Genomic DNA, 22,193 nt, shown 5'->3' on the forward strand with positions numbered 1-22,193 from the left:
GTAACCTCTCAGGGATGAAGTCATGACCACTGTTCGCGCGTTTCAAACAATTTCATTTTGCTGCCTGCTGCTGACCGGGGGCGCCGTATTCGCCCAGACACCAGTCGACCCAATGGGCGGCATGGGTGAAAAACTGGCCAAACTGGGCGGTCAAATGCATGTCGCAGCCAAAAAATGTGGCGGTTACACGGAAGAGCAGCTTGAAAAGATGAAAGCGGAACAGCGCAAGAACTCCGCCAATCTCGCCATGACGGAAGAGGCCTTCGACAAAGCCTTTGCCGAAGGTGAACGCCTGCTGGAAGAGCGATGGAAAAACATGAGCAGCGCCGAACGCGCCGCCGCCTGTGAGGAAATGAAGTCGGTCCCCGACGGGATGTAATCCAGTCAGTATCTGACCACCAATACGCCCACCGCCTGGTGGGCTACTTCGCAGAACGCATTTCAGCGGGAGCGCATTATTGATGTTCCGTGTCAGTAGAGATAGGTCGCGGTGCCGGTAGCGATCAGCTCGTCTGCATCGTTGTGCAGCTCCATGCGCGTCACCACCAGCTTGTTCCCTACCCTCAGCACAGAGCCGCCACAGACAAAACTCTCGCCCCGCCCGGGCTTTAAATAATCTACTCGCATATCCACCGTACCCAGACGGGTGAGGCGCTGGATTTTTTCTTCCCAGTCAATCGCGCCACCCATACGCTGGTAGGCCGCGACCATCGCGGTGAAACCGCCGACCTGGTCCAGCGCGGTGGCGATCACGCCACCGTGGAGAATATTGTGGAAATGATTGCCGATCAGCTGTGGCTTGCGCACAAACTTGGCGGACAGCGTCTGCTGTTCGAAATCGACCTCGTGCAGCTTGAGGCCGATTTCGCGCACAAAGGGTACGCCTTCAAAGACGCCCTCGATCAACTGGAAAAATTCGCTATACGAAGGTTCCGTCACAGTCGGGTTACCCGATTGAGGCCATCCAGGGCGGCACTGCGATAGGCCTCGGCCATGGTGGGATAGTTGAACGTGGTATTGACGAAATAATCTATTCGGTTATTCGGCGCCGGCTGTTTCATGATCGCCTGACCGATATGCACAATCTCCGCCGCTTCCGCACCAAAACAGTGGATGCCGAGAATTTCACGGGTTTCGATGTGGAACAGAATTTTCAGCATACCTACACGCTCGCCGGAAATCTGCGCGCGCGCGGTGTGTTTGAACAGTGCACGGCCCACTTCGTAAGGCACCTTGGCATTGGTGAGTTCGCTTTCCGTTTTACCCACGGAGGAAATTTCCGGGAGGGTATAAATACCCGTCGGCGCGTCCTCAATAACACGGTGGTCGCGCCCGGCAATGGCATCTGCGGCAGCGCGCCCCTGGTCATAGGAAGCGCTGGCGAGGCTTGGCCAGCCGATGACATCGCCCACGGCAAAAATATTTTCCACCGCAGTGCAGTAGTGATCGTCCACCGCCAACTGGCCGCGATGGTTGGCTTCAAGACCGACATGTTCCAGGCCGAGGGAGCCGGTGTTACCAGAGCGGCCGTTACACCAGAGCAGCGCGTCCGCGGAAATCCGCTTGCCGGATTGCATCTCCATGGTCACACCGCGATTTGTGCCGGTTACCTTGGCGTACTCCTCTCTATGACGTACGGTCACGCCCATATCCCGCAGATGGTAGCTGAGGGCATCGGAAATCTCGTCGTCGAGAAATTCCAGCAGGTGGTTGCGGCTGTTGATCAGGTCCACCTTCATACCGAGGGCGGCAAAAATGGACGCGTACTCGCAGCCGATAACACCGGCACCGTAGATGATGATGGACTGCGGCGTGTGCGCCATATCCAGAATGGTGTCGCTGTCGTAGACCCGCGGGTGGTTGAAATCCACATCCGCCGGGCGGTATGGACGCGAGCCAGTGGCGATAACAAATTTTTCCGCGCTTATGATTTCACGCGCGCCGTCTGCCAGCTGCACCACAACGTTGTTGGCGTCTTTGAACTGGGCATCACCAACGACAAGATCCACGCGATTGCGCGCGTAGAAACTGGTGTGCATTTCCACCTGGTAGGAAATCACCTTATTGACGGTTTGCATGACTTCCGGAAACGTCAGGCGGCGCGGCTCGCCCAAAGCGCGAAACACGGGCTGTGTGTTGTAGCGCATTAGCTGCTTTACCGAGTGGCGCAGAGCCTTGGAGGGAATGGTGCCCTTGTGGGTGCAGTTCCCGCCCACTGAAGGGCTGCGCTCAATCACCGCGACACGCAGGCCTTTCTTGGCCGCGCTCATGGCTGCAGCCTCCCCCGCGGGGCCCGAGCCGATTACTACCAGGTCGTACTTGGAGTTTGCCATTTATCTTCTGTCTTTTCTTTTATCGGTAATTCAACAAGGCGCGGTGCCACCAACAGCGCGCTCACTACTCAAAAGGGCACTTGTAAAAGAGTACTGCGTGCGCCTGGCGGCGCCCGGCGGTGCCCAGAGATACTTTCTCAGGATTCTTTGCGGCTGCTCTTGCTCGCATCGTAGGCAAGATCGCTGCCCGCAGCCTCCTTCGCCAGTGCGGCCTGGCGCTGGCGCTCCTGCTCCTTCTCACACTCCTGATCGTCACCACCGCAGATGTCGCAGTCTTTCTTCATGCCGATTTTGTTCAGGCCGCCGCAGGAACCCTTGAGCGGCTTGTTCTGGACTATCGCGCCGAGGGCCATGCCTGCCACGATAAGTATCATCGCAATGAACGCAAGAATATAAATAGTCACGGTTACCTCCCCTGACGTTCAAGATAGGGCTGGAACGCACTGCTGGCGCGCTCTTCAAACCCGGTATCGGTTTTTACCAGCAGAAAAACCGCGAGCTGCTGTTCTTCCGCTAATGTTAACGCCGCCTCGGCACCCATCACATTCAGCGCGGTGGCGAAGCCATCGGCCTCGGCGCAGGTATCGGCAATGACGGTGACCGATGCGAGCCTGTGCTCCACCGGGCGGCCAGTGCGCGGGTCGATGGTGTGCGCGTAGCGCTTGCCGTCGCGCTCGTAATAATTGCGGTAGTCGCCGGAAGTGGCAATGCCTTTGCCGGTTACCTGAATCGGTTCCTGTACCACCTGCCCCGCGCTGGGCCGCTCGATACCAACACGCCAGACCGCTCCCCTGGGGTTAACACCCGCCGTACGCAGTTCACCGCCCACTTCCACCAGGTAATTGGCAATTCCCCTGGCTTCCAGCAGGTCGGCCACACGGTCGACGCCATGCCCCTTGGCAATCGCGGACAAATCAACCTTGACCGGCCGGGTTTTACTGAGGTGTCGACCATCGAGCAGCAGTGCATCGGAGCCGATCACTTGCTTCAGCGCTTCAATATCGCTGTCTGCGGGAATTTTTTCTGGTTCTGGCAGTGGGCCGAAACCCCACAGGTTGACCAGCGGACCGACGGTAACGTCAAAGGCGCCGCCACTGCGGCGGTAGATATCCAGCGAGCGCGCGATGACATCCGCGAGATGAGCGGAAACCTCCACTGCCGCTCCCACCGGTGCGTCGTTAAAACGCATCAGCTCCGAATCGGGAATGTAGGTAGACATCTCCTGGTTGACCGCCGCCAGCTCTGCGTCGATCGCGGATTGCAATTCGGCCCTGATCACGGTCCGCGGCACATCCGTTACCGTGATGTGGTAAGCGGTGCCCATGGTGGGACCAGACAGTTTCCAGGTGGTTTTCTCCGGCGCACAGGATGCCAGAACCACCAGAGCGAGGATAAAGATAACCCGCAGAGCGCGGTTAAACCCGGAAGCCACAAACAAAAACAGGGCCGAATACAGCGGCCCTGTTTTTGTGGAAGCGTAAGCAATTCCATTCATGCGCGATCAGCCACCGAAGTCGTCGAGCAGGATGTTTTCATCCTCTACGCCGAGGTTCTTCAGCATATTGATCACCGCCGCGTTCATCATGGGCGGCCCACACATGTAGTACTCACAGTCTTCCGGCGCCGGGTGGTCCTTCAGATAGTTTTCGTACACCACGTTGTGGATGAAGCCGGTGTATCCGGTCCAGTTGTCTTCCGGCTGCGGATCAGACAGCGCGATGTGCCACTGGAAGTTATCGAACTCTTCCTGAAGACCGTTGTAGTCGTCCTCGTAGAACATCTCACGCAGAGAGCGCGCACCGTACCAGAAGCTGATCTTGCGCTTGCTGTGCAGACGCTTCAGCTGGTCGAAAATGTGCGAGCGCATCGGCGCCATACCGGCACCACCACCGATGAAGACCATTTCGTTGTCGGTATCCTTGGCGAAGAATTCACCGAAGGGACCGTACACGCGCATTTTGTCGCCCGGCTTCAGGTTGAAGACATAGGAAGACATCTGGCCCGGGGGAATACCCTCGGTGCGCGGCGGCGGTGTGGCGATACGGATATTGAACTTAACCACGCCCTTCTCTTCCGGGTAGTTGGCCATGGAATAGGCGCGCACTACCGGCTCGGTCACCTTGGACTCCAGCTTGAAGAAGCCGAAGTGTTCCCAGTCACCGCGATATTCCGGCTGGATATCGAAGTCGGAGAATTTCACGTGGTGGGGCGGCGCTTCCAGCTGGACGTAACCGCCCGCGCGGAAGTCCACGTTCTCGCCTTCCGGCAGTTTCAGAGTCAGCTCTTTGATGAACGTAGCCACGTTGGGGTTGGATTCCACAGTGCATTCCCACTGCTTCACACCGAACACCTCTTCCGGCACTTCGATCTTCATGTCCTGCTTGACGGAAACCTGACAGGACAGACGCTTGCCCTGCTTGGCTTCACGCGGGGTGAAGTGCGCAGCCTCGGTGGGCAGCATATCGCCACCACCTTCGAGCACTTTACACACGCACTGCGCGCAGCTGCCGCCGCCGCCACAGGCAGAAGCCAGGAACAGGTTGTTGGCCGCCAGGGTTTGCAGAAGCTTGCCGCCGGCCGGCACGGTGAGGGTTTTCTCACCGTTAACCAGGATGTTGACGTCACCGGTGTTCACCAGGCGCGAACGGGCAACCAGGATGATGGCTACCAGCGCGAGCACGATGACGGTGAACATGCCAACGCCAAAATAAATGTCCATTAATTCCATACTATTCGACCTCCCCGCTTAGATATCGATGCCGCCGAAGGACATGAAGCCCAGCGACATGAGACCAACGGTGATGAAGGTGATGCCCAGGCCTTTCAGACCGTTCGGCACGTCGCTGTACTTCAGACGCTCGCGGATACCCGCCAGAGCGGTGATCGCCAGCGCCCAGCCGAGACCGGCACCGAAGCCGTAGGCGACAGATTCACCAAAATTGTATTCGCGCTCCACCATGAACAGAGACGCACCCATGATGGCGCAGTTCACGGTGATCAGCGGCAGGAACACACCCAGCGCGTTGTAGAGCGCCGGCACATACTTATCCAGGAACATTTCCAGGATCTGTACCAGGGCCGCGATAACGCCAATGTAAGACAGCAGGCCGAGGAAGCTCAGGTCCACGTCCGGATAGCCGGCCCAGGCCAGCGCGCCGTCTTTCAGCAGGTAGGTGTAAATCAGGTTGTTCACCGGCACGGTGATGGTCAGAACCACAACCACCGCTACACCGAGGCCAACCGCCGCTTCAACCTTCTTGGAAACCGCGAGGAAAGTACACATCCCGAGGAAGAAGGCCAGCGCCATGTTTTCAATGAAAACGGCGCGAATGATCAGAGAAATAAAATGTTCCATCTATCAGGCCTCCTGTTGCGCCACAGGCATTTTGGAATTGGGCGCAATGGTGAACTCTTGCTCCTCCACCTGACCCGGCTTCCAGGTACGGATAGCCCAGATGATCAGACCGATCAGGAAGAAGGCACTCGGCGGCAGCAGCAGCAGGCCGTTGGGGACATACCAGCCACCGTTGTTCACGGTGTTCAGGATCTCCAGGCCGAACAGTTTGCCCGCACCGAACAGTTCACGAATAACGGCCAGACAGATCAGGATAAAACTGTAACCCAGACCATTGCCGATACCATCGAGGAAGCTGTCTTTGGGACCGTGCTTCATGGCGAACGCTTCCGCGCGGCCCATCACGATACAGTTGGTGATGATCAGACCAACGAATACCGACAGCTGCTTGGAAATATCAAACGCATAGGCCTTCAGGATCTGGTCCACCACGATTACCAGCGAGGCGATCACTGTCATCTGTACGATGATCCGGATGCTGTTGGGAATCTGCTTGCGGATCAGAGAGACCGACATGTTCGAAAACGCAGTCACGGTGGTCAGCGCGATACACATGACCAGGGTTACTGCCAGGGAGCTGGTGACCGCCAGCGCGGAGCAGATACCGAGGATCTGCAACGCGATGGGGTTATTGTTGAAAATCGGCTCCAGCAGAGTGTCTTTCAACTTCATGCTCATCTCACGCCTCCCCTGCTTTCAGGTTTTTCAGGAAGGGACCAAATCCCTGGCTGCCGAGCCAGAAATTGATCAGGTTGTTGACGCCGCGGCTGGTCAGGGTAGCGCCGGACAGACCGTCAACCTGGTGCACCGCATTGGCGCCGCTCGGATCGACACTGCCCTTGATTACATGGATATCCACATCGCCTTCAGCGTTGAATACCTGCTTGCCTTCCCACTGGGCTTTCCAGCGCGGGTTGTCTACTTCGCCACCCAGTCCGGGGGTTTCCTTGTGCTCGTAGAAACCGAGACCGGCTACGGTTTTCAGATCGTTCTCCAGAGCGAGGAAGCCATACATCTGGCCCCACAGACCGGAACCGCGAACCGGCAGGATGATGCGCTGCAACTCACCATTCTTCTCCACCAGGTACACCTCTTTGGTGTTTTCCCGGCGGATGATGCGAGCGGTATCCTCTTCCGCCGGCAGCTTACCGCTGGCGTCGGGGATCTTCGCCGCGGCGCGGCCACTGCCACCCGCCGGCGCTTCATCGGTGAATTTGCCGGTGCTCAGATCAACATACTTGATCGTCACCGCTTCGAACGCTTCTTCGATCGCTTTGGCGTTGCGCTGATCGGCGTCGATCAGGCCACCGGCCATCAGTACGTTGCGTTTTCTGTCCAGTGCCGCATTCGCTTCCTGCTTGGGCTTGAGTACCACGGCCGCGGTGGAGACCACCACGGAACAGACGATACATAGCACCAGTGCGACCAGCAGAGTACCTTTTACAGAATCTTTATTAGCCACGTGCCAACCTCCGCTTGATATGGGACTGCACAACGAAGTGGTCAAACAGCGGCGCGAACAGGTTGGCGAACAGAATCGCCAGCATCATGCCTTCCGGGAATGCCGGGTTTACCACACGGATCAACACGCACATCACGCCAATGAGAATGCCGTACCACCAGCGACCGGTGTCGGTCATGGCGGCGGATACCGGGTCGGTGGTCATGAAGATGAGACCGAAGGCGAAACCGCCCACCACCAGGTGCCAGTACCAGGGCACATTGAACATCGGGTTGGTGTCGGAGCCGATCATGTTGAACATGAATGCAGTTGCCATCATGCCGAGCATGGTGCCGGCAACAATGCGCCAGCTGGCGATCTTCATGAACAGCAGGATCGCACCGGCGATCAACATGGCCAGGGTGGAAGTTTCACCAATGGAACCGTGCATCTTGCCGACGAATGCGTCCATCCAGGTCAGTTGACCGGAGGGCACACCAACAACGCCGTTCTGGATGCCTTCGCTGGCCAGTACAGACAGCGCGGTTGCGCCGGTGTAACCGTCAACCGCGGTCCATACCGCGTCACCGGACATGGCGGCCGGGTAGGCAAAGAACAGGAAGGCGCGGCCGGTAAGCGCCGGGTTGAGGAAGTTTTTGCCGGTACCACCGAACACTTCCTTGCCGATCACCACACCGAAGCTGATACCCATGGCCACCATCCACAGAGGCAGATCTGGCGGACAGGTCAGCGCGAACAGGATGGAAGTCACGAAGAAACCTTCGTTCACTTCATGGCCGCGCACAGCAGCGAACAGCACTTCCCAGATACCGCCGACCACAAAGGTCACGGCGTAAATCGGCAGGAAGTACATGGCCCCGTGGACCAGGTTGTCCCACAGGCTGTTGGCGTCGTAACCAGACAGTGCACCGATGATCGCGTGGCGCCAGCCGGTCAGTTCCGGATTGGCCATGCCGGCGATAATGGTGTTGGCCTGGAAGCCCACGTTCCACATGCCGTAGAACATCGGGATCATGGCACAGGCCCACACGGTGATCATGATGCGCTTCAGGTCGATACCGTCGCGCACGTGTGCGGTCGCCTTGGTGCGATCGGCGGGCTGGAACAGACCGGTGTCGATCGCTTCATACAGTGCGTAGAACTTTTCGTATTTGCCGCCCTTGTGGAAGTGCGGCTCCATGGAGTCGAGTAGTTTGCGCAGCATCCTTAACCCTCCTTCTCAATACGGGTCAGGTTGTCCCGCAAAATGGGGCCGAAATCGTACTTGCCCGGGCACACAAAGGTGCACAGCGCCAGATCTTCTTCGTCCAGCTCCAGTACACCCAGTTGCTGAGCCACCTGGGTGTCGCCAACGATCAGTGCACGCAGCAGCTGGGTCGGCAGGATATCCAGGGGTACTACGCGCTCATAGGTGCCGATTGGCATCAGCGCGCGCTCGGAACCATTGGTGCTGGTGGTGAAGTCGAACAGACGGTTCTTGAACAGGCGCGACAGGTAGATCGGCAGGATCGAGAAACGCTTGTTGCCCGCACGCATGTAGTGAAGGAACGGACGCTCGCGGCCCTCCTCCAGCACGGTCACCTGGTTATGGTAGCGGCCGAGGTAGGCCAGCGGACCGGACGCAGTGCGGCCGCCGAACACGGAACCGGAGACCACACGGTTGTCACCGCCATCGGTTTCACCGGCGGTCAGCGCTGTCAGGTCTGCGCCCAGACGGGTGCGCAGCAGGCGCGGCTTCTCGACTTTCGGGCCGCCGAGAGCGACCACACGGTCGGTGTACAGCTTGCCAGTTTCGAACAGTTTGCCGACGGCAATCACGTCCTGGTAGCCGATAGTCCACACCTGACGGCCGGGTTTGACCGGGTGCAGGAAATGGATATGGGTACCGGAAAGGCCGGCCGGATGCGGGCCCGCAAAGGTTTCGCGGCGCACAGAAGCTGAGCTCGGCACTGGGATGTCGGCGTCGGGCGCCGTACAGACAAAGGTCTTCTCTGCCAGCTTGGAAAGGATCTCAACACCCTGGGCAAAGGCCTCGCGCTGTTCAGCGATGACCACCACGGGATCAGCCGCCAGCGGATTGGTATCCATGGCGTTGATGAAAATCGCAGACGGCTGGGCATTGAGCGCCGGCACCTTACTATAAGGACGGGTGCGCAGAGCGGTCCACAGACCGGATTCCACCAGATTCACACGAACCTGCTCCGCGGTCAGGCTGGCCAGCTGGTCAGCACTGTAGCTCGCGAACTGTTCGGCCTCATCGCCCTCCACCTCGATCACCACGGATTGCAGAATCCGACGGACACCGCGATGAATGGCAATCACACGACCGGCGGCCGGTGCGGTGTAGCGAACACCTTCGGTTTTCTTATCGGTGAACAGCAGCTGTCCGAGTTTGACGCTATCCCCTTCCGAGACTGCCATGGTCGGTTTCATCCCGTTGTAGTCGGGACCGATCACTGCAACAGTCTTGGCAGCCGGGCCATCATGGATGACCTGCTCGGGCGCGCCGGATATGGGTAAATCCAATCCCCGACGGATCTTTCTCATACGCCTATGCCTAAGTTCTAAGTTGGTAGGTTTAAAAATTTCTAGGTCTGTAAAACGCTAAAAATGGAAAAGAGGAACCCATAGCGGGGGCTTAATGGTCGCGGCACACCGGAGAGTAGCGGTCAAAAAATAGCCACTACGGCATAGCACCACTGGTATTAAAGAAGATGCATTCTGCCCCGGGGCGCAAATGACCCCGATGTTGCCTCGGCAACCCGCAGTCTTTGCGTATCAATTTCCCGGCACACGACAGCCCCGCAAAATCGCGCGCATTATAAGGATGGGACCGGGGGTTTACCAGAGCAGATGGGGCCAAATGGGCTCAGGATGAGGAAAGTTTTGCTGAAAAAACAAAGACTTTAGGGGATGGCGCCCCGCCGCGAGGCGGAATTTCCTCTGGCGCCGTATTAATCAGCCCGGCCGGGGGCCGGGACACCGCAAACCGGGCTTACGCCCATTGTGGCGGCAGATCAGCGGTGGCGCAGGCTTGAACCTGCGTCACCCACTGAAGCTCAGTCCTTCTTTGGGAACAACTCGTAACGCACCCCAGCCATATCCTCCAGGCAGCGCACCACCTGGCAGCTGTAGCCGAACTCGTTGTCGTACCAGCAGTAGAGCACCGCGTTGTTGCCATCGACGATGGTGGCGATGGAGTCGAACACGCAGGCGCGACGGGAGCCGACGAAGTCACTGGAGACCACTTCCGGCGAATTGGTAAAGTCGATCTGCTGGCGCAGCGGCGAGTGCAGCGCCACATCGCGCATGTACTCGTTCAACTCTTCCTTGGTGGTTTCCTGCCCCAGACGCAGGTTCAGGATCGCCATGGACACGTTCGGGATCGGCACACGAATGGCATTGCCGGTGAGCTTGCCCTTCAATTCCGGCAGCGCCTTGGCCACGGCCTTGGCGGCACCGGTCTCGGTCAGCACCATATTCAGTGCAGCGGAACGGCCGCGGCGCTCACCCTTGTGGTAGTTGTCGATCAGGTTCTGGTCGTTGGTGTAGGCGTGGACGGTTTCCACGTGGCCGTGCTCAACACCGTATTTATCCATCATCGCCTTCAGCACCGGTACGATGGCGTTGGTGGTACAGGAGGCCGCGGACAGGATCTTGTCTTCCGGCTTGATATCGCTGTTATTGATGCCGTACACGATATTTTTCAGGTCGCCCTTGCCCGGTGCCGTCAGCAGCACCTTGGCGGCGCCTTTGCTCTCCAGGTGCTGGGCCAGGCCGTCTTCATCGCGCCATACACCGGTACTGTCGACGATCAGCGCGTTGTTGATGCCGTACTGGGTGTAATCCACTTCCTGCGGGGAGTTGGCGTAGATGACCTTCACTTCGTTGCCATTGCAGATCAGGGTGTTGGTCTCTTCGTCCACCCGGATGGTGCCGTTGAAGGCGCCGTGCACGCTGTCGCGGCGCAGCAGGGAGGCGCGCTTGACCAGGTCGTTATCCGCACTGCCCTTGCGCAGCACAATGGCGCGCAGGCGCAGCACATCGCCGCTGCCCGCTTTCTCGATCAACAGGCGGGCCACCAGACGGCCGATACGACCGAAACCGTAAATCACCACGTCCTGGGACTGCGGCAGCGGCTTGCCGGCACCGGCGGCATCTTTCAGCTCTTCGCTGACGAATTCTTCAATGGAGAGACCGCGCTGGTCGCGCATGTACTTGTTGGTCAGAGTGCCGAGGTCGATGTGCACAGGACCCAGGTCGAGCTTGCAGATGGCTTCAAGGACCGGAAAGGTTTCGAACTCGGACAGTTCGTTCTCTTCCACCTGGCGCACGAAGCGGTGGGCTTTCATGATGCTCAGCACGGAGCGGTTCACCAGGTTCTGGCCGTACATGTAAATGCCGACGTTGCTTTCCCGGTTGAGCTTGCCAATCATCGGAATCATGGATTCCGCCAGCGCTTCACGCGCTTTCCAGTCCTTGAAAAAGTCCGCGGGCTTCGGTCGCTTCTGAGTCACTATCAGACACCTCTGCAAAGTGAAAAATTAGGTCGTGCCAGGGCCGGCTCCAGACACCGATCCACGCTCTAAGAATGGATCAAAAAATCACCTGCGGGCCCAAGGCTGGCGCATTATGTGGATTCACCTGAGGCCGCGCAACCGAGCAAAAAATGGCCGGAAAACTGTAGTTAAACTACATTTTTTCCGGGAAAAAATTGCACTGCCACAGGGGCGAATTGATGCGACCTGGCCACCGGATCCCGGCCGCCCCAGGGGCCGCACCTGCACCAGCTTCCGTTCACAGTTACAATAGGCGCCCCTTGGGCCGTCAGCGGTCAGAAAGCACGGAATTATAAGGAAACATGAGTCAGTTCCCCCCTTTGTCCCCCCCCACTTTCCGCTCCCGCAATGACCGGCAATTCTGGGGCCAACTGCACGGTGCCAGTGCGGCACTGGCCGTTCTCAACGCGGCCACAGCCAGCGCTGCACCCACCCTCCTGATCGCGCGCAACAGTCAGGAAGCCCAGCAACTTGAGCTGCAGCTGAAATTTTTTAACAAGTCTCGGCGAGATGACGCCTCCGGCAAATCCGTAGGGGACCTGGAAATTTTCCAGTTTCCGGATTGGGAAATTCTTCCCTACGACACATTTTCTCCGCACCAGGACATCATCTCCGACCGCCTGGCCACACTCTACCGGCTGCCGCAGATGGGCAGCGGTGTGGTCATCGCACCGGTCAGCACCCTACTGCACCGACTGGCGCCGAAGGATTACGTGGCCGGCAATGCGCTGATACTCAAGGAGGGGCAGAAGTTCGATCTAAACACCCAGCGGCGGCTGCTTGAGCAGGCCGGCTATCACTGTGTTGATACCGTGTATGAGCATGGAGAGTTCGCGGTGCGTGGCGCGCTCATGGATATCTTCCCCATGGGCAGCAACCTGCCCTACCGCATCGACCTGTTTGATGACGAAATCGAATCCCTGCGCACGTTCGACCCGGAAGATCAGCGCACCGTCGACAAGGTGGCGCAGGTTCACCTGCTACCGGCGCGGGAATTTCCGATGCACAAGCCGGCGCTGGCAAAATTTCTGGAGCGCTGGCACGAGCGCTTCGATTGCGACCCCGGCCCGGTTTCCATTTACCAGGACATCAGCGCCGGCATTGCGCCGGCCGGTATTGAATATTACCTGCCACTGTTTTTCGATCAGTGCGCAAGCCTGTTCGACTACCTGCCGGACGGCAGCCAGGTATTTATACAGGGCGACCTGAAACAGCCGGTGGAGTCCTTCTGGCGCGAGGCGGAAAACCGCTACCAGAGCCGCTGCGGCGATCTCACCCGCCCCATTCTGCCCCCGCGCCAGGTGCTGCTGGATATCGACGAATTCTATGGCGCGCTGAAATCCCTGCCGCGCGCCATCTTCTCCGCGGAGACGCTTCCGGAAGCCGAAGGCAATTACAACTTTGCCACCCGCCTGCCCCCAAGCCTGCCGGTGAATGGCAAATCCGATCAGCCATTGGCGGCACTGGAGGCCTACCTGATGGACTATTCCGGTCGGGTATTGTTCTGCGCCGAAAGCGGCGGCCGCCGCGAGGCACTGCTTGAGCTGCTCGCCGGCATTCGTCTCAAGCCGAAAACCTTCGATACCTGGCAGGCATTTCTCGACGCCGACGAGCGCCTCGGCATTACCGTTGCCCCCATCGACCAGGGCATGCTGCTGGATGAGCCGCACCTGAACCTTATTGCGGAACCGCAGTTGTTCGGCGACCGGGTGCTGCAGCAACGCCGGCGCAGAAAAGCCAAGGAAGATGCGGACAATGCGGTTAAAAACCTGGCCGAGCTGCGCATCGGCGCACCAGTGGTGCATATCGACCATGGTGTCGGGCGCTATAAAGGCTTGCAGAGCCTGGACATCGACGGCCAGCAGGCGGAGTTCCTGACCCTCGAATACGGAGACGGCGCCAAGCTGTATGTGCCGGTGGCGAACCTGCACCTGATCAGCCGCTATTCCGGAGCCGATGAAGAGCTCGCCCCACTGCACAAGCTTGGCAGTGAGGTCTGGCAGAAAGCCAAGCGCAAGGCGGCGGAAAAAGTGCGCGATGCCGCTGCCGAGCTGCTCGACATTTATGCCCGTCGCGAGGCGCGCGTCGGTCACGCCTTCGGGAATCCGGGACTCGCTTACCGTGAATTCGTGGCGGGCTTCCCCTTCGAGGAGACCCCCGATCAGCAGCAGGCCATCGAATCGGTCGTTGCCGACATGCTCTCCGACAAACCCATGGATCGACTGGTCTGTGGCGATGTGGGGTTCGGCAAAACCGAAGTCGCGATGCGCGCCGCATTTGTTGCCGCCCACGGCGGCAAGCAGGTGGCCATGCTGGTACCCACCACCCTCCTCGCCCAGCAGCATTTCCAGTCACTGCAGGATCGCTTTGCAGACTGGCCTATCAGTATCGAAGTGATATCCCGCTTCCGCAGCACCAAGGAGGTGGATGCGATCAAAGAGCGCGTGGCGGATGGCAAGGTGGACATTCTCGTCGGCACCCACAAACTGCTGCAGAGCGACCTCAAATTCAAAAACCTCGGCCTGCTGATCATCGACGAGGAGCATCGCTTCGGTGTGCGTCAAAAGGAAAAGCTGAAGAGCCTGCGCTCGGAGGTGGACATCCTCAACCTCACCGCCACCCCGATTCCCCGCACCCTGAATATGGCCATGGCGGGCATCCGCGATCTGTCCGTGATTGCCACGCCGCCGGCGCGACGCCTATCGGTGAAAACGTTCGTGCGCGAGCGCGACGATGCCCTGATCAAGGAAGCGATACTGCGGGAAATTCTGCGCGGCGGTCAGGTGTATTTCCTGCACAACGAAGTCAAAAGCATCGAGCGCATCGCGCGGGAGCTGCAGGAAATGGTCCCCGAAGCCCGGGTCGGCATCGGCCACGGCCAGATGCGCGAACGCGAGCTGGAACAGGTGATGAGCGATTTCTATCACAAGCGTTTCAACGTGCTGGTGTGTACCACCATCATCGAAACCGGGATCGACGTGCCCACCGCCAACACCATCCTGATTGAGCGCGCCGACAAGTTCGGCCTCGCCCAGCTGCACCAGCTGCGCGGGCGTGTGGGCCGCTCCCACCACCAGGCCTATGCCTACCTGCTGACCCCGAACAAGCGCGCCATGACCGCAGATGCGGTAAAGCGACTGGAAGCCATCAGCGAAGCCCAGGACCTGGGGGCGGGCTTTACCCTCGCCACCCACGACCTGGAAATCCGCGGCGCCGGCGAACTACTCGGCGAGGAACAGAGCGGACAGATTCAGAGCGTGGGCTTTACCCTTTATATGGAAATGCTGGACCACGCGGTCAAGGCCATACGCGAGGGGCGCGTGCCCAACATCGACGAGCCGCTGGAATCTCCCGCGGTGGACGTAAACCTGCGAGTGCCTGCACTGATACCGGAAGATTACCTGCCGGACGTGCACAGCCGCCTGATCATGTATAAGCGCATCGCCAACGCCGAGGACTCGGCCGCCCTGAAAGAATTGCAGGTGGAAATGATCGACCGTTTCGGCTTGCTGCCGGAACCGCTGAAACACCTGTTCAGGATCACCGAAATCAAATTGAGCGCGGGCCGGCTGGGTATCCGCAAGCTGGAAGCCTCTGCCAGCCGCGGCCGCATCGAGTTCGCGGACAATGCCAAGGTGAACCCACTGACGCTGGTCAAACTGGTACAGAACCGTCCGGGCCAATTCCAGCTGCAGGGGGCAAACCACCTGAACTTTGCCCTGGACGAGAGCGGCGCAGAACACCGCTTGCAGCAGGTGAACGAGGTATTGCAACAGCTGTCGCAATAGCGGCAACGAAGTCCGGCTGGCGGCACCTTCGACACACAATCAGTGCTAAGATGGCCGCAGCGTTTGACTCGATCAATCCCTGAACAAGACTCAGAAATAACAGCGGTAACAAAATGACCTTTACCAATAATCAGGTCACGGTTCGCCTGAAGCGGCTGGCCGGCGCCGCGCTGCTGGTCCTCTGCGCGGCCAACAGCGAGGCCGCGGGGTACGCGGGCACCCAGTTCGAAATCGAGATGGTGGTGTTCGCCCGCGAGAGCGGCATGAACCTGTCCCGGGAAACCTGGCCCGCCGCCCCGCGGCTCAACTACGCCGAGCGCTGGGTGGACTTCAACACCCCCTCTCGCAGTAACTCAGAGATACCGGCACTGCAGCCCGCTCCCAACCACCTGGACAACAAGGTCGCCGCCCTCAGGCGCGACCCGGGTTATCAGGTGCTGTTCCACAAAACCTGGCGTCAGGTCCTGCAAACCGAGCGCAATGCCCCTGCGGTACTGATCAGTGGTGGTCAGATGGACGGTAATCACCACCAGTTGGAAGGCAGTGTGACGCTGAGCGTTTCCCGCTACCTGCACCTCAGTACCGATCTCTGGTTCAGCGAGTGGTTGCCGCCGACGGCCGCCCTTCCCTCTCCGCTGAGCCAGGGTGTAGAGCAAGGCGCTGAGCAGCCCCGGGGCATTCCGGTGCCCACCCGCCCCCGCGCTGCGCTGGCGGCGGCCGCAAGAGACACCGCAAGTGACGAGCCTCTGGATCTGGACCGCAGCGGTATCCGCACAGAACCTGCGATGTACCACAGCGGCAGCAGCTTCTCCGACCGCCCGGTTTCTGAACCGGAGCCCGAGGCCATGGAGAAGCTGGCGGCGCGTGTGGCCGTACTTCAGGAGGAGCGGCGTCTGCGCAGCGGCGAGCTGCATTACATCGACCATCCCAAGCTGGGGGTGCTGGTGGAAATTCGTACCGTTACACCACTGGAAGAGCCTGAACCACTTGATGAGCCGATGGAACTCACCCCCTGAGCGACCATCGGTATTGCCTTTGCAGACGGCCCCCAGCGGGCCGTTTTTCGTAGGCGATGAATCGCTGTACCCTCACGGGCACCCATAACAAATATCCAAAAAAACAACCAGGTCAGATCATTTCATGATTACCAATGACGCCATCATCCTCGGTATGCTTGCGGCCATTCTTGGCTTCGTGTTTTACACCGCCAGTAGCGAGCAGCGCTTCTGGAAACGCTTCTACCGCTTCGTTCCTGCGCTGTTGCTGTGCTATTTCCTGCCCAGCCTGCTGACGACATTCCACATTATTGACGCGCACAGTTCGAATCTTTACTTCGTCGCATCGCGCTACCTGCTCCCGGCCAGCCTGGTGTTGCTGACCCTGAGCATCGACATGAAAGGTATCTTCAACCTGGGGCCGAAAGCGCTGGTCCTGTTTCTGACAGGCACGCTCGGCATCGTCATCGGCGGCCCACTGGCGCTGCTGATCATGTCCACCTTCAACCCAGAAATGCTGAACGGCAATGGTCCCGACGCCATCTGGCGAGGTATGACCACCATCGCAGGCAGCTGGATTGGCGGCGGCGCCAACCAGGCGGCGATGAAGGAAATTTTTGAAGTGGGTGGCCAGGTCTTTTCCGCAATGGTGGCAGTCGATGTAATCATCGCCAATCTGTGGATGGCAGTGCTGCTGATCATGGCCGGCAATGCCAAGCAGCTGGATGCCCGGCGCGGCGCCGATACCTCAGCCATTGACACATTGAAGGAACGGGTGGAAACCATGCAGCGCAAACATGCGCGCAACCCCACCCTCCAAGATCTGATGCTGATCGCCGCTGTGGGCTTTGGGATCACCGCCGTCGCCCATGCTTTCGCCGATGTGCTCGCGCCCTGGTTCCAGACTCATGCACCGCAGCTTGCCCGCTTCAGTTTTACCAGCCAGTTCTTCTGGCTGATCGTGATCGCGACCACGCTTGGTATTTTCATGGCCTTTACGCCGGCGAAAAAGCTCGAAGGGGCCGGTGCATCAAAAATCGGATCGGTGTTTATCTACTTTCTCGTGGCGACAATCGGCACCCATATGGATATCACTGCGCTGAAAGAAAGTCCCGAGCTGTTTGTGCTGGGCGTTATCTGGATGGCGATACATGCAGGGCTGATGCTGCTGGTGGCCTGGCTCATCAAGGCACCCACTTTTTTCATGGCCGTGGGCAGTCAGGCTAACGTTGGCGGTGCGGCTTCTGCACCGGTGGTGGCCGCCGCCTTCCACCCGTCACTGGCACCAGTGGGAGTGCTGCTTGCCGTGATGGGCTATGCACTCGGTACCTATGCCGCCTGGTTCTGCGGACAGCTTTTGCGGATGGTGGGCGCGCTCTGACGCGCCCTAGTGGTCTTGCGGAAAATTATGTAACCGTTCGCGGCGCCAGAACGCTGCGCGCCTTAGTTACCTATCTTTCCGCATGGTTACCTACCTTTCCGCATGGACCGCCGGGTAATCAGCAAAAAGGCCATTCCAGCACTCTGAAATGGCCTTTTTGCTTCATAAAGCGAACGCAATAGCCCAACCAGCGAACCACGTTCAAACCGGTTCGCTTAGGCTATTTCGGAGAGAAGCTTTTGCGGCAGCGGTTATTCGCAGGGAACAACGTCTTCCGCGAGCAGTCCCTTGTCGCCCTGCTGCATTTCAAATTCTACGGCTTGCCCCTCGTTCAGGGTCTTGTAGCCTTCACCGCGAATGCTGCGGTAGTGCACAAAAATATCCTCGGAACCTTCGGCACAGGTGATAAATCCATAACCCCGGGCATTGTTAAACCACTTCACGGTACCCGTAACGCGATCACTCATTAAGCCAACCTCATTTTATTGTTATCGCGCCCGCCCCGGTTGTGGGCGATGCGCCTACCCCAATTCCCGTATTCCAGCCGGAAGCCCGGCGCGAAATACTGTCTCGAAGCGCCTGCCCGGTCACCCGGGCAAGTCGCTACTGATTCTTAGATAAAACCGCGCCAGTGTCTAGGTTTCCCCGTGAATTTAATGTTACTTCCCACGAAGTTTGCGCAACTAATCACCAAAATTGGCGGAAAAGTGCCGCAGTTTTTGACAAATCATGCAGGCTGCGAATACATCACTTAACTGTCATTCCAGTATCAACAGCAATGCGTCGATCACCGGCAACAGCCAACTCAGGAAGTTCAGCAATATGCAAAGTAGACGTTGGGAAAGCACAAGACGCACCCTGCTCCTGAACAATATTCAGGATCTTCAGTAAAACGTCCTGCTTGATCTCGTGATAACGCACCCAGTCTGTGGTTTTGGTAAAGGTGTAGACAAAGAAATCGAGCGACGATGGTGCAAACGAGTTGAAGTTTACGATCAGGGTCTGATTGGTATCGATCTCGGGATGCTGCTGCAGCATCTCCTTCACTGCTTTGACAATCGGCGCCATCAGATGCGCATCGTCGTAGCGAATACCTACGGTTTCGTATATACGGCGGTTTAGCATCCGCGACGGGTTTTCCACGGAAATCTGGGTGAACACACCGTTGGGAATATACAGCGGGCGCTTGTCGAAGGTGCGAATGCGGGTGAGGCGCCAGCCAATATCCTCTACCGTTCCTTCAATCTCCTTGTCCGGCGACCGCACCCAGTCACCCACCTTGAAAGGCCGATCAAGATAGATCATCAAACCGCCGAAAAAATTCGCCAGCAAATCCTTGGCGGCAAAGCCAATTGCGAGACCACCGATACCGCCAAACGCCAGTACCCCGCTGATGCTGTAGCCAAAGTGCTGCATGATGACCATGCCGGCGGTCACCATGATCGAGGCGCGGACCAGCTTGCCAATGGCGCGCACCGTGGTGGCATCCATGGGTTTGCCCATAAACCTTGGATCGGCCAGATTCTGCTCTACCGCCTTGGCAAAGCGCAGTGCGAACCAGGTAGCCAATACAATAAACCCGATTTCCCGGATCGTATTCGCGAATGAAAAAATTTCCGCACCGGTAGCCCGGCCGGCACGCGCGGCCGCAAGGGACAACCCCACCAACCACACCAGCAGCGAGGCGGGCGGATTAATACTGCCGCACAGTGCATCGTCCCATGGGTTGACAGTGCGCTCCGCACGCTGCTGCAGCCGCCGGACAAGCAGCCCCAGCAGCCATGCGGCAATGGCTGTGGTCAAAACAATCAGGAAAACTTCTGCAATCCAGAAACGGTCATCTCCCAGCAGGGAGCGCAAAAAAGCTCTGGCCGACTCCACAAATGACTCCATATAACAACAAACCGATGAATTTGCGCTGATGCGCGCGCGATGACTGACGTATTGTGCGGATTTACACCCAGGATGCCAGCCATTCCCGGGTCGACTGCCAGCGGGGAGACTGCTCGAGTTCGCTCCAGCTGCCAATTCTCGCCTGGCCACGCATACGCGCCAAGCGCCGGCTGGACTCGGGATCGGGAGTGAAGCCAGTCAAAGCGTCCAGCGCCGCCAGGGCGCCCTGGCGATTGTTGCAGACCACACCCATATCACAACCCGCCTGCATGGCGGCGCGAATCCGTTCCCCGTAGCCACCAGCGGCACCTGCGCCCTCCATGGTCAGATCGTCGCTGAATATCACCCCGTCAAAACCGAGGCGCTTACGCAGAATTTCCTGCAGCCAGAAACGCGAAAAACCCACCGGGTTTTCATCCACCCGGGCAAAGCGGATATGTGCCGGCATCACCGCCTGCAGCTCACCCGCGGCGATGCATTCCGCAAACGGGGTACAATCCGACGCCAGCACCTGCTCCAGCGTCCGGTGATCTACCGGCAGCTCCTCGTGACTGTCTTCCTTCACCTGGCCGTGCCCCGGGAAATGCTTTCCGGTAGTCGCCATACCTGCCTCGTGCATCCCGGCGATAAAAGGCCGGGCCTTCTCCGCCAGCACCAGGGGATCTTGCGCAAAACTTCGGTCGCCCACTATTTTGCAAAAGTCGTCATCGGCATCCAGCACCGGCGCGAAACTGAAATCCACACCCACGGCCAGCAGTTCCGCCGCCAGCAGCCAGCCCACATCGCGGAGTTGCTGGGGGTTGGCCCGTGCGCTCAGTGCCTGCATGGAGGGGATCCGGGTGAAGGTGTCGCGAAAGCGCTGCACCCTCCCGCCTTCCTGGTCCACCGCCAGCAGAATTTCAGGGCGCACACGGCGGATATCCGCGATCAGCTCTTCGAGCTGTTCGCGATTGCGGAAATTGCGCGCGAAAAAAATCAGCCCACCGACCATCGGATGAAGCAGCAGCTCGCGGTCTTCACCGGTGAGGTCTGTGCCCTCAATATCAACCATCACGGGACCAATCTGGACAGACATGTGATGTCAGCTCCTGTTGCCAATCTGGAATCATTTGAAACTCGCCGCGCCCATGCCGTCCGGTGCAACCGCCGCCCGCCGGATCGGACCGCGCCACTGCCCTCAACCCGCGCCGACATCCGGCGCGGTCAGCATGGCAACTGCGGCCGGCGCGAGCCGTGCCAGAGTTTCGTCGAGGCTGCTCTCGGCGCCAAAGTCTTCCCTCAGGATAGCTTCGATGGCGTCGAAGCTGGATAGGGAAAATATGGTAGCACCCAGCATGAAGTACAGGCGCCAGTAAAATGTGACCGGGTCAACCTGTGGCAGGGCATCGGATAATTGTCCGGCAAAGCGCCGGTAGCTGGCACCGTAACGGGACACGATAAACCGCCGCAAGTGTCCCTGGGACTGGGTGTAAGCAAGCCCCAGAAGACGCATGAAGCGCTTGGGGTCGCGACCTTCCCTGGCGAGCCCGGCGAGTGCCACCCGGTACAGACTCTGCAGCAGGTCTTCCAGTTGCAACTGGGCCTGAGACTCCCGCCGGTTTAACTCCCGGTCCAGATTCTCCGTAAAAGGCGTAAGAAAACGCTCAAAAACCGCCTGTATCAGTTCTTTTTTCGAACCGAAATGATAATTTACCGCCGCGAGATTGACGCCCGCCGTGCTGGTAATGGTGCGCAAAGAGGTCTCGGTGAAGCCCCGCTCGGCAAACAGCACCTCAGCGGCATCGAGAATACGGTTGACGGTATCCAGCTGACTCATCCAATTCAAACCATCAATTAAAACGTTTGTTTAAGAGCTGAGACTAGCACATCGACACCCGATCGAACATTTCCGAAAACCTCCCACTTGCACACTGCCACCCGCAAACGGCCAGCTCGCTCACAGTCTCGTTAAGCCGTGCAGTTCTCGCGACTCTCCGGTTACCAGCTTTGATCGCGGCACACTAGATTGGAATGAAAGGCCAGTGATTGGCGTCTTTGGGTGATGACGACAGGAGGTACCCCATGGCGAGAATAGCGCCGGAAATAGGCAGCTGGTTCGAGAACTTTCAAAGCGGTGATTTGTTTGAAGTGGTCGCTGTGGACCAACCATCCCGCACCATCGAGATTCAGTATCTCGACGGCACTCTTGATGAAATTGATTTTCACAGTTGGCCGCGATTGCCCGTCATCGGCGCCGCAGCTCCGGAAGATGCCAACGCGGGCTACGGCTCCTGGGCGCAAGAGATGCAGGACGACGAAGACTCCGGCTACACCAGTCCGATTTTTTCTCCGGTCCAGAGCACCATAGACCGCCTTGAGGGTGAAACCTTCCCGGGAACAGACGAAGGGCCGTGATGGCGATTGTTGCCCGGACGAATGTTGCCCAGA

The 22,193-nt window shown here is 58.7% G+C and carries 20 protein-coding genes; 5 read left to right on the forward strand and 15 right to left on the reverse strand.

All coding sequences use genetic code 11. The annotated features are described in order from the left end of the window. Window positions 1-22 precede the first annotated feature (22 nt). Entirely contained in the window at window positions 23-379 is a 357-nt protein-coding gene (locus FDY93_RS04940) for a hypothetical protein (protein WP_138234643.1), read from the forward strand. A 92-nt stretch (window positions 380-471) separates the two neighbouring features. Here FDY93_RS04940 and FDY93_RS04945 read toward each other — a convergent pair whose 3' ends face one another. The 11 genes from FDY93_RS04945 to FDY93_RS04995 all read right to left on the reverse strand — a co-directional run bounded on the left by FDY93_RS04945 (window position 472) and on the right by FDY93_RS04995 (window position 11,673). Then, on the reverse strand, window positions 472-939 hold the full coding sequence (locus FDY93_RS04945; RefSeq protein WP_138234644.1) for a thioesterase family protein: 468 nt from the start codon (window positions 937-939) through the stop codon (window positions 472-474). After that, window positions 936-2,333 (reverse strand): Si-specific NAD(P)(+) transhydrogenase, encoded by a 1,398-nt coding sequence (gene sthA, locus FDY93_RS04950; RefSeq protein WP_138234645.1) that lies wholly within the window; start codon window positions 2,331-2,333, stop codon window positions 936-938. The genes FDY93_RS04945 and sthA overlap by 4 nt, the downstream gene beginning before the upstream one ends. A gap of 137 nt (window positions 2,334-2,470) precedes the next feature. Further along, entirely contained in the window at window positions 2,471-2,737 is a 267-nt protein-coding gene (gene nqrM, locus FDY93_RS04955; protein WP_138234646.1) for a (Na+)-NQR maturation NqrM, read from the reverse strand. A gap of 2 nt (window positions 2,738-2,739) precedes the next feature. Then, a complete protein-coding gene (locus FDY93_RS04960) occupies window positions 2,740-3,828 on the reverse strand; it encodes an FAD:protein FMN transferase (RefSeq protein ID WP_138234647.1) in 1,089 nt (362 codons plus the stop codon). A gap of 6 nt (window positions 3,829-3,834) precedes the next feature. Further along, window positions 3,835-5,052, reverse strand: a complete 1,218-nt coding sequence (nqrF, locus tag FDY93_RS04965; RefSeq protein WP_371808098.1) for an NADH:ubiquinone reductase (Na(+)-transporting) subunit F — start codon at window positions 5,050-5,052, stop codon at window positions 3,835-3,837. Between the two features lie 27 nt (window positions 5,053-5,079). After that, a complete protein-coding gene (gene nqrE / locus FDY93_RS04970) occupies window positions 5,080-5,688 on the reverse strand; it encodes an NADH:ubiquinone reductase (Na(+)-transporting) subunit E (protein ID WP_138234649.1) in 609 nt (202 codons plus the stop codon). Between the two features lie 3 nt (window positions 5,689-5,691). Then, window positions 5,692-6,360 (reverse strand): NADH:ubiquinone reductase (Na(+)-transporting) subunit D, encoded by a 669-nt coding sequence (locus FDY93_RS04975; protein WP_138234804.1) that lies wholly within the window; start codon window positions 6,358-6,360, stop codon window positions 5,692-5,694. 7 nt (window positions 6,361-6,367) lie between these two features. Continuing rightward, window positions 6,368-7,150, reverse strand: coding sequence for a Na(+)-translocating NADH-quinone reductase subunit C (locus FDY93_RS04980; protein WP_138234650.1), 783 nt, complete (start codon window positions 7,148-7,150; stop codon window positions 6,368-6,370). Next, the gene (locus tag FDY93_RS04985) at window positions 7,143-8,354 is read right to left on the reverse strand and encodes an NADH:ubiquinone reductase (Na(+)-transporting) subunit B (RefSeq protein ID WP_138234651.1); all 1,212 of its coding nucleotides are present in this window, start codon (window positions 8,352-8,354) and stop codon (window positions 7,143-7,145) included. The genes FDY93_RS04980 and FDY93_RS04985 overlap by 8 nt, the downstream gene beginning before the upstream one ends. Window positions 8,355-8,356: 2 nt before the next feature. Then, window positions 8,357-9,697 (reverse strand): Na(+)-translocating NADH-quinone reductase subunit A, encoded by a 1,341-nt coding sequence (locus FDY93_RS04990; protein ID WP_138234652.1) that lies wholly within the window; start codon window positions 9,695-9,697, stop codon window positions 8,357-8,359. Between the two features lie 512 nt (window positions 9,698-10,209). Further along, window positions 10,210-11,673, reverse strand: coding sequence for a glyceraldehyde-3-phosphate dehydrogenase (locus FDY93_RS04995; RefSeq protein WP_220446108.1), 1,464 nt, complete (start codon window positions 11,671-11,673; stop codon window positions 10,210-10,212). 338 nt (window positions 11,674-12,011) lie between these two features. Between FDY93_RS04995 and mfd the strand changes: the two genes are divergently transcribed. From mfd to FDY93_RS05010, 3 genes are all read left to right on the forward strand, one after another. Next, complete coding sequence (gene mfd, locus FDY93_RS05000; protein ID WP_138234653.1) at window positions 12,012-15,497, forward strand: transcription-repair coupling factor; 3,486 nt, start codon at window positions 12,012-12,014, stop codon at window positions 15,495-15,497. Window positions 15,498-15,610: 113 nt separating this feature from the next. Next, window positions 15,611-16,513, forward strand: a complete 903-nt coding sequence (locus tag FDY93_RS05005; RefSeq protein WP_138234654.1) for a CsiV family protein — start codon at window positions 15,611-15,613, stop codon at window positions 16,511-16,513. Window positions 16,514-16,637: 124 nt separating this feature from the next. Beyond that, window positions 16,638-17,873, forward strand: a complete 1,236-nt coding sequence (locus tag FDY93_RS05010) for a DUF819 family protein (protein ID WP_138234655.1) — start codon at window positions 16,638-16,640, stop codon at window positions 17,871-17,873. A gap of 251 nt (window positions 17,874-18,124) precedes the next feature. Here the strand turns inward: FDY93_RS05010 and FDY93_RS05015 are convergent, their stop codons facing one another. From FDY93_RS05015 to FDY93_RS05030, 4 genes are all read right to left on the reverse strand, one after another. After that, window positions 18,125-18,340 carry a cold-shock protein gene (locus FDY93_RS05015; RefSeq protein ID WP_138234656.1) on the reverse strand — a complete coding sequence of 72 codons (216 nt, stop codon included), beginning with the start codon at window positions 18,338-18,340 and terminating at the stop codon, window positions 18,125-18,127. A 280-nt stretch (window positions 18,341-18,620) separates the two neighbouring features. Continuing rightward, entirely contained in the window at window positions 18,621-19,766 is a 1,146-nt protein-coding gene (locus FDY93_RS05020; RefSeq protein WP_138234657.1) for a mechanosensitive ion channel family protein, read from the reverse strand. 61 nt (window positions 19,767-19,827) lie between these two features. After that, entirely contained in the window at window positions 19,828-20,841 is a 1,014-nt protein-coding gene (gene nagZ, locus FDY93_RS05025) for a beta-N-acetylhexosaminidase (protein WP_138234658.1), read from the reverse strand. Between the two features lie 102 nt (window positions 20,842-20,943). Beyond that, on the reverse strand, window positions 20,944-21,582 hold the full coding sequence (locus tag FDY93_RS05030; RefSeq protein ID WP_138234659.1) for a TetR/AcrR family transcriptional regulator: 639 nt from the start codon (window positions 21,580-21,582) through the stop codon (window positions 20,944-20,946). 245 nt (window positions 21,583-21,827) lie between these two features. Here FDY93_RS05030 and FDY93_RS05035 point away from each other — a divergent pair, with 245 nt between their 5' ends. Continuing rightward, the gene (locus FDY93_RS05035) at window positions 21,828-22,160 is read left to right on the forward strand and encodes a DUF6763 family protein (RefSeq protein ID WP_138234660.1); all 333 of its coding nucleotides are present in this window, start codon (window positions 21,828-21,830) and stop codon (window positions 22,158-22,160) included. The last annotated feature ends 33 nt before the right edge of the window (window positions 22,161-22,193 follow it).

Origin of the sequence: Microbulbifer harenosus, from assembly GCF_005771435.1 — a bacterium.
GTDB lineage: Bacteria > Pseudomonadota > Gammaproteobacteria > Pseudomonadales > Cellvibrionaceae > Microbulbifer > Microbulbifer harenosus.

Excerpts from the sequence above, each read along its gene's own strand:
- FDY93_RS05015 (WP_138234656.1), bottom strand. The coding sequence starts at position 18,340 with ATGAGTGATCGCGTTACGGGTACCGTGAAGTGGTTTAACAATGCCCGG.
- FDY93_RS04975 (WP_138234804.1), bottom strand. The coding sequence starts at position 6,360 with ATGAAGTTGAAAGACACTCTGCTGGAGCCGATTTTCAACAATAACCCC.
- FDY93_RS04985 (WP_138234651.1), bottom strand. The coding sequence starts at position 8,354 with ATGCTGCGCAAACTACTCGACTCCATGGAGCCGCACTTCCACAAGGGC.
- FDY93_RS04990 (WP_138234652.1), bottom strand. The coding sequence starts at position 9,697 with ATGAGAAAGATCCGTCGGGGATTGGATTTACCCATATCCGGCGCGCCC.
- FDY93_RS05035 (WP_138234660.1), top strand. The coding sequence starts at position 21,828 with ATGGCGAGAATAGCGCCGGAAATAGGCAGCTGGTTCGAGAACTTTCAA.
- FDY93_RS05005 (WP_138234654.1), top strand. The coding sequence starts at position 15,611 with ATGACCTTTACCAATAATCAGGTCACGGTTCGCCTGAAGCGGCTGGCC.
- sthA (WP_138234645.1), bottom strand. The coding sequence starts at position 2,333 with ATGGCAAACTCCAAGTACGACCTGGTAGTAATCGGCTCGGGCCCCGCG.
- FDY93_RS05010 (WP_138234655.1), top strand. The coding sequence starts at position 16,638 with ATGATTACCAATGACGCCATCATCCTCGGTATGCTTGCGGCCATTCTT.
- FDY93_RS05030 (WP_138234659.1), bottom strand. The coding sequence starts at position 21,582 with ATGAGTCAGCTGGATACCGTCAACCGTATTCTCGATGCCGCTGAGGTG.
- FDY93_RS04960 (WP_138234647.1), bottom strand. The coding sequence starts at position 3,828 with ATGAATGGAATTGCTTACGCTTCCACAAAAACAGGGCCGCTGTATTCG.
- mfd (WP_138234653.1), top strand. The coding sequence starts at position 12,012 with ATGAGTCAGTTCCCCCCTTTGTCCCCCCCCACTTTCCGCTCCCGCAAT.
- FDY93_RS05020 (WP_138234657.1), bottom strand. The coding sequence starts at position 19,766 with ATGGAGTCATTTGTGGAGTCGGCCAGAGCTTTTTTGCGCTCCCTGCTG.
- nqrF (WP_371808098.1), bottom strand. The coding sequence starts at position 5,052 with ATGGACATTTATTTTGGCGTTGGCATGTTCACCGTCATCGTGCTCGCG.
- FDY93_RS04940 (WP_138234643.1), top strand. The coding sequence starts at position 23 with ATGACCACTGTTCGCGCGTTTCAAACAATTTCATTTTGCTGCCTGCTG.
- nagZ (WP_138234658.1), bottom strand. The coding sequence starts at position 20,841 with ATGTCTGTCCAGATTGGTCCCGTGATGGTTGATATTGAGGGCACAGAC.
- nqrE (WP_138234649.1), bottom strand. The coding sequence starts at position 5,688 with ATGGAACATTTTATTTCTCTGATCATTCGCGCCGTTTTCATTGAAAAC.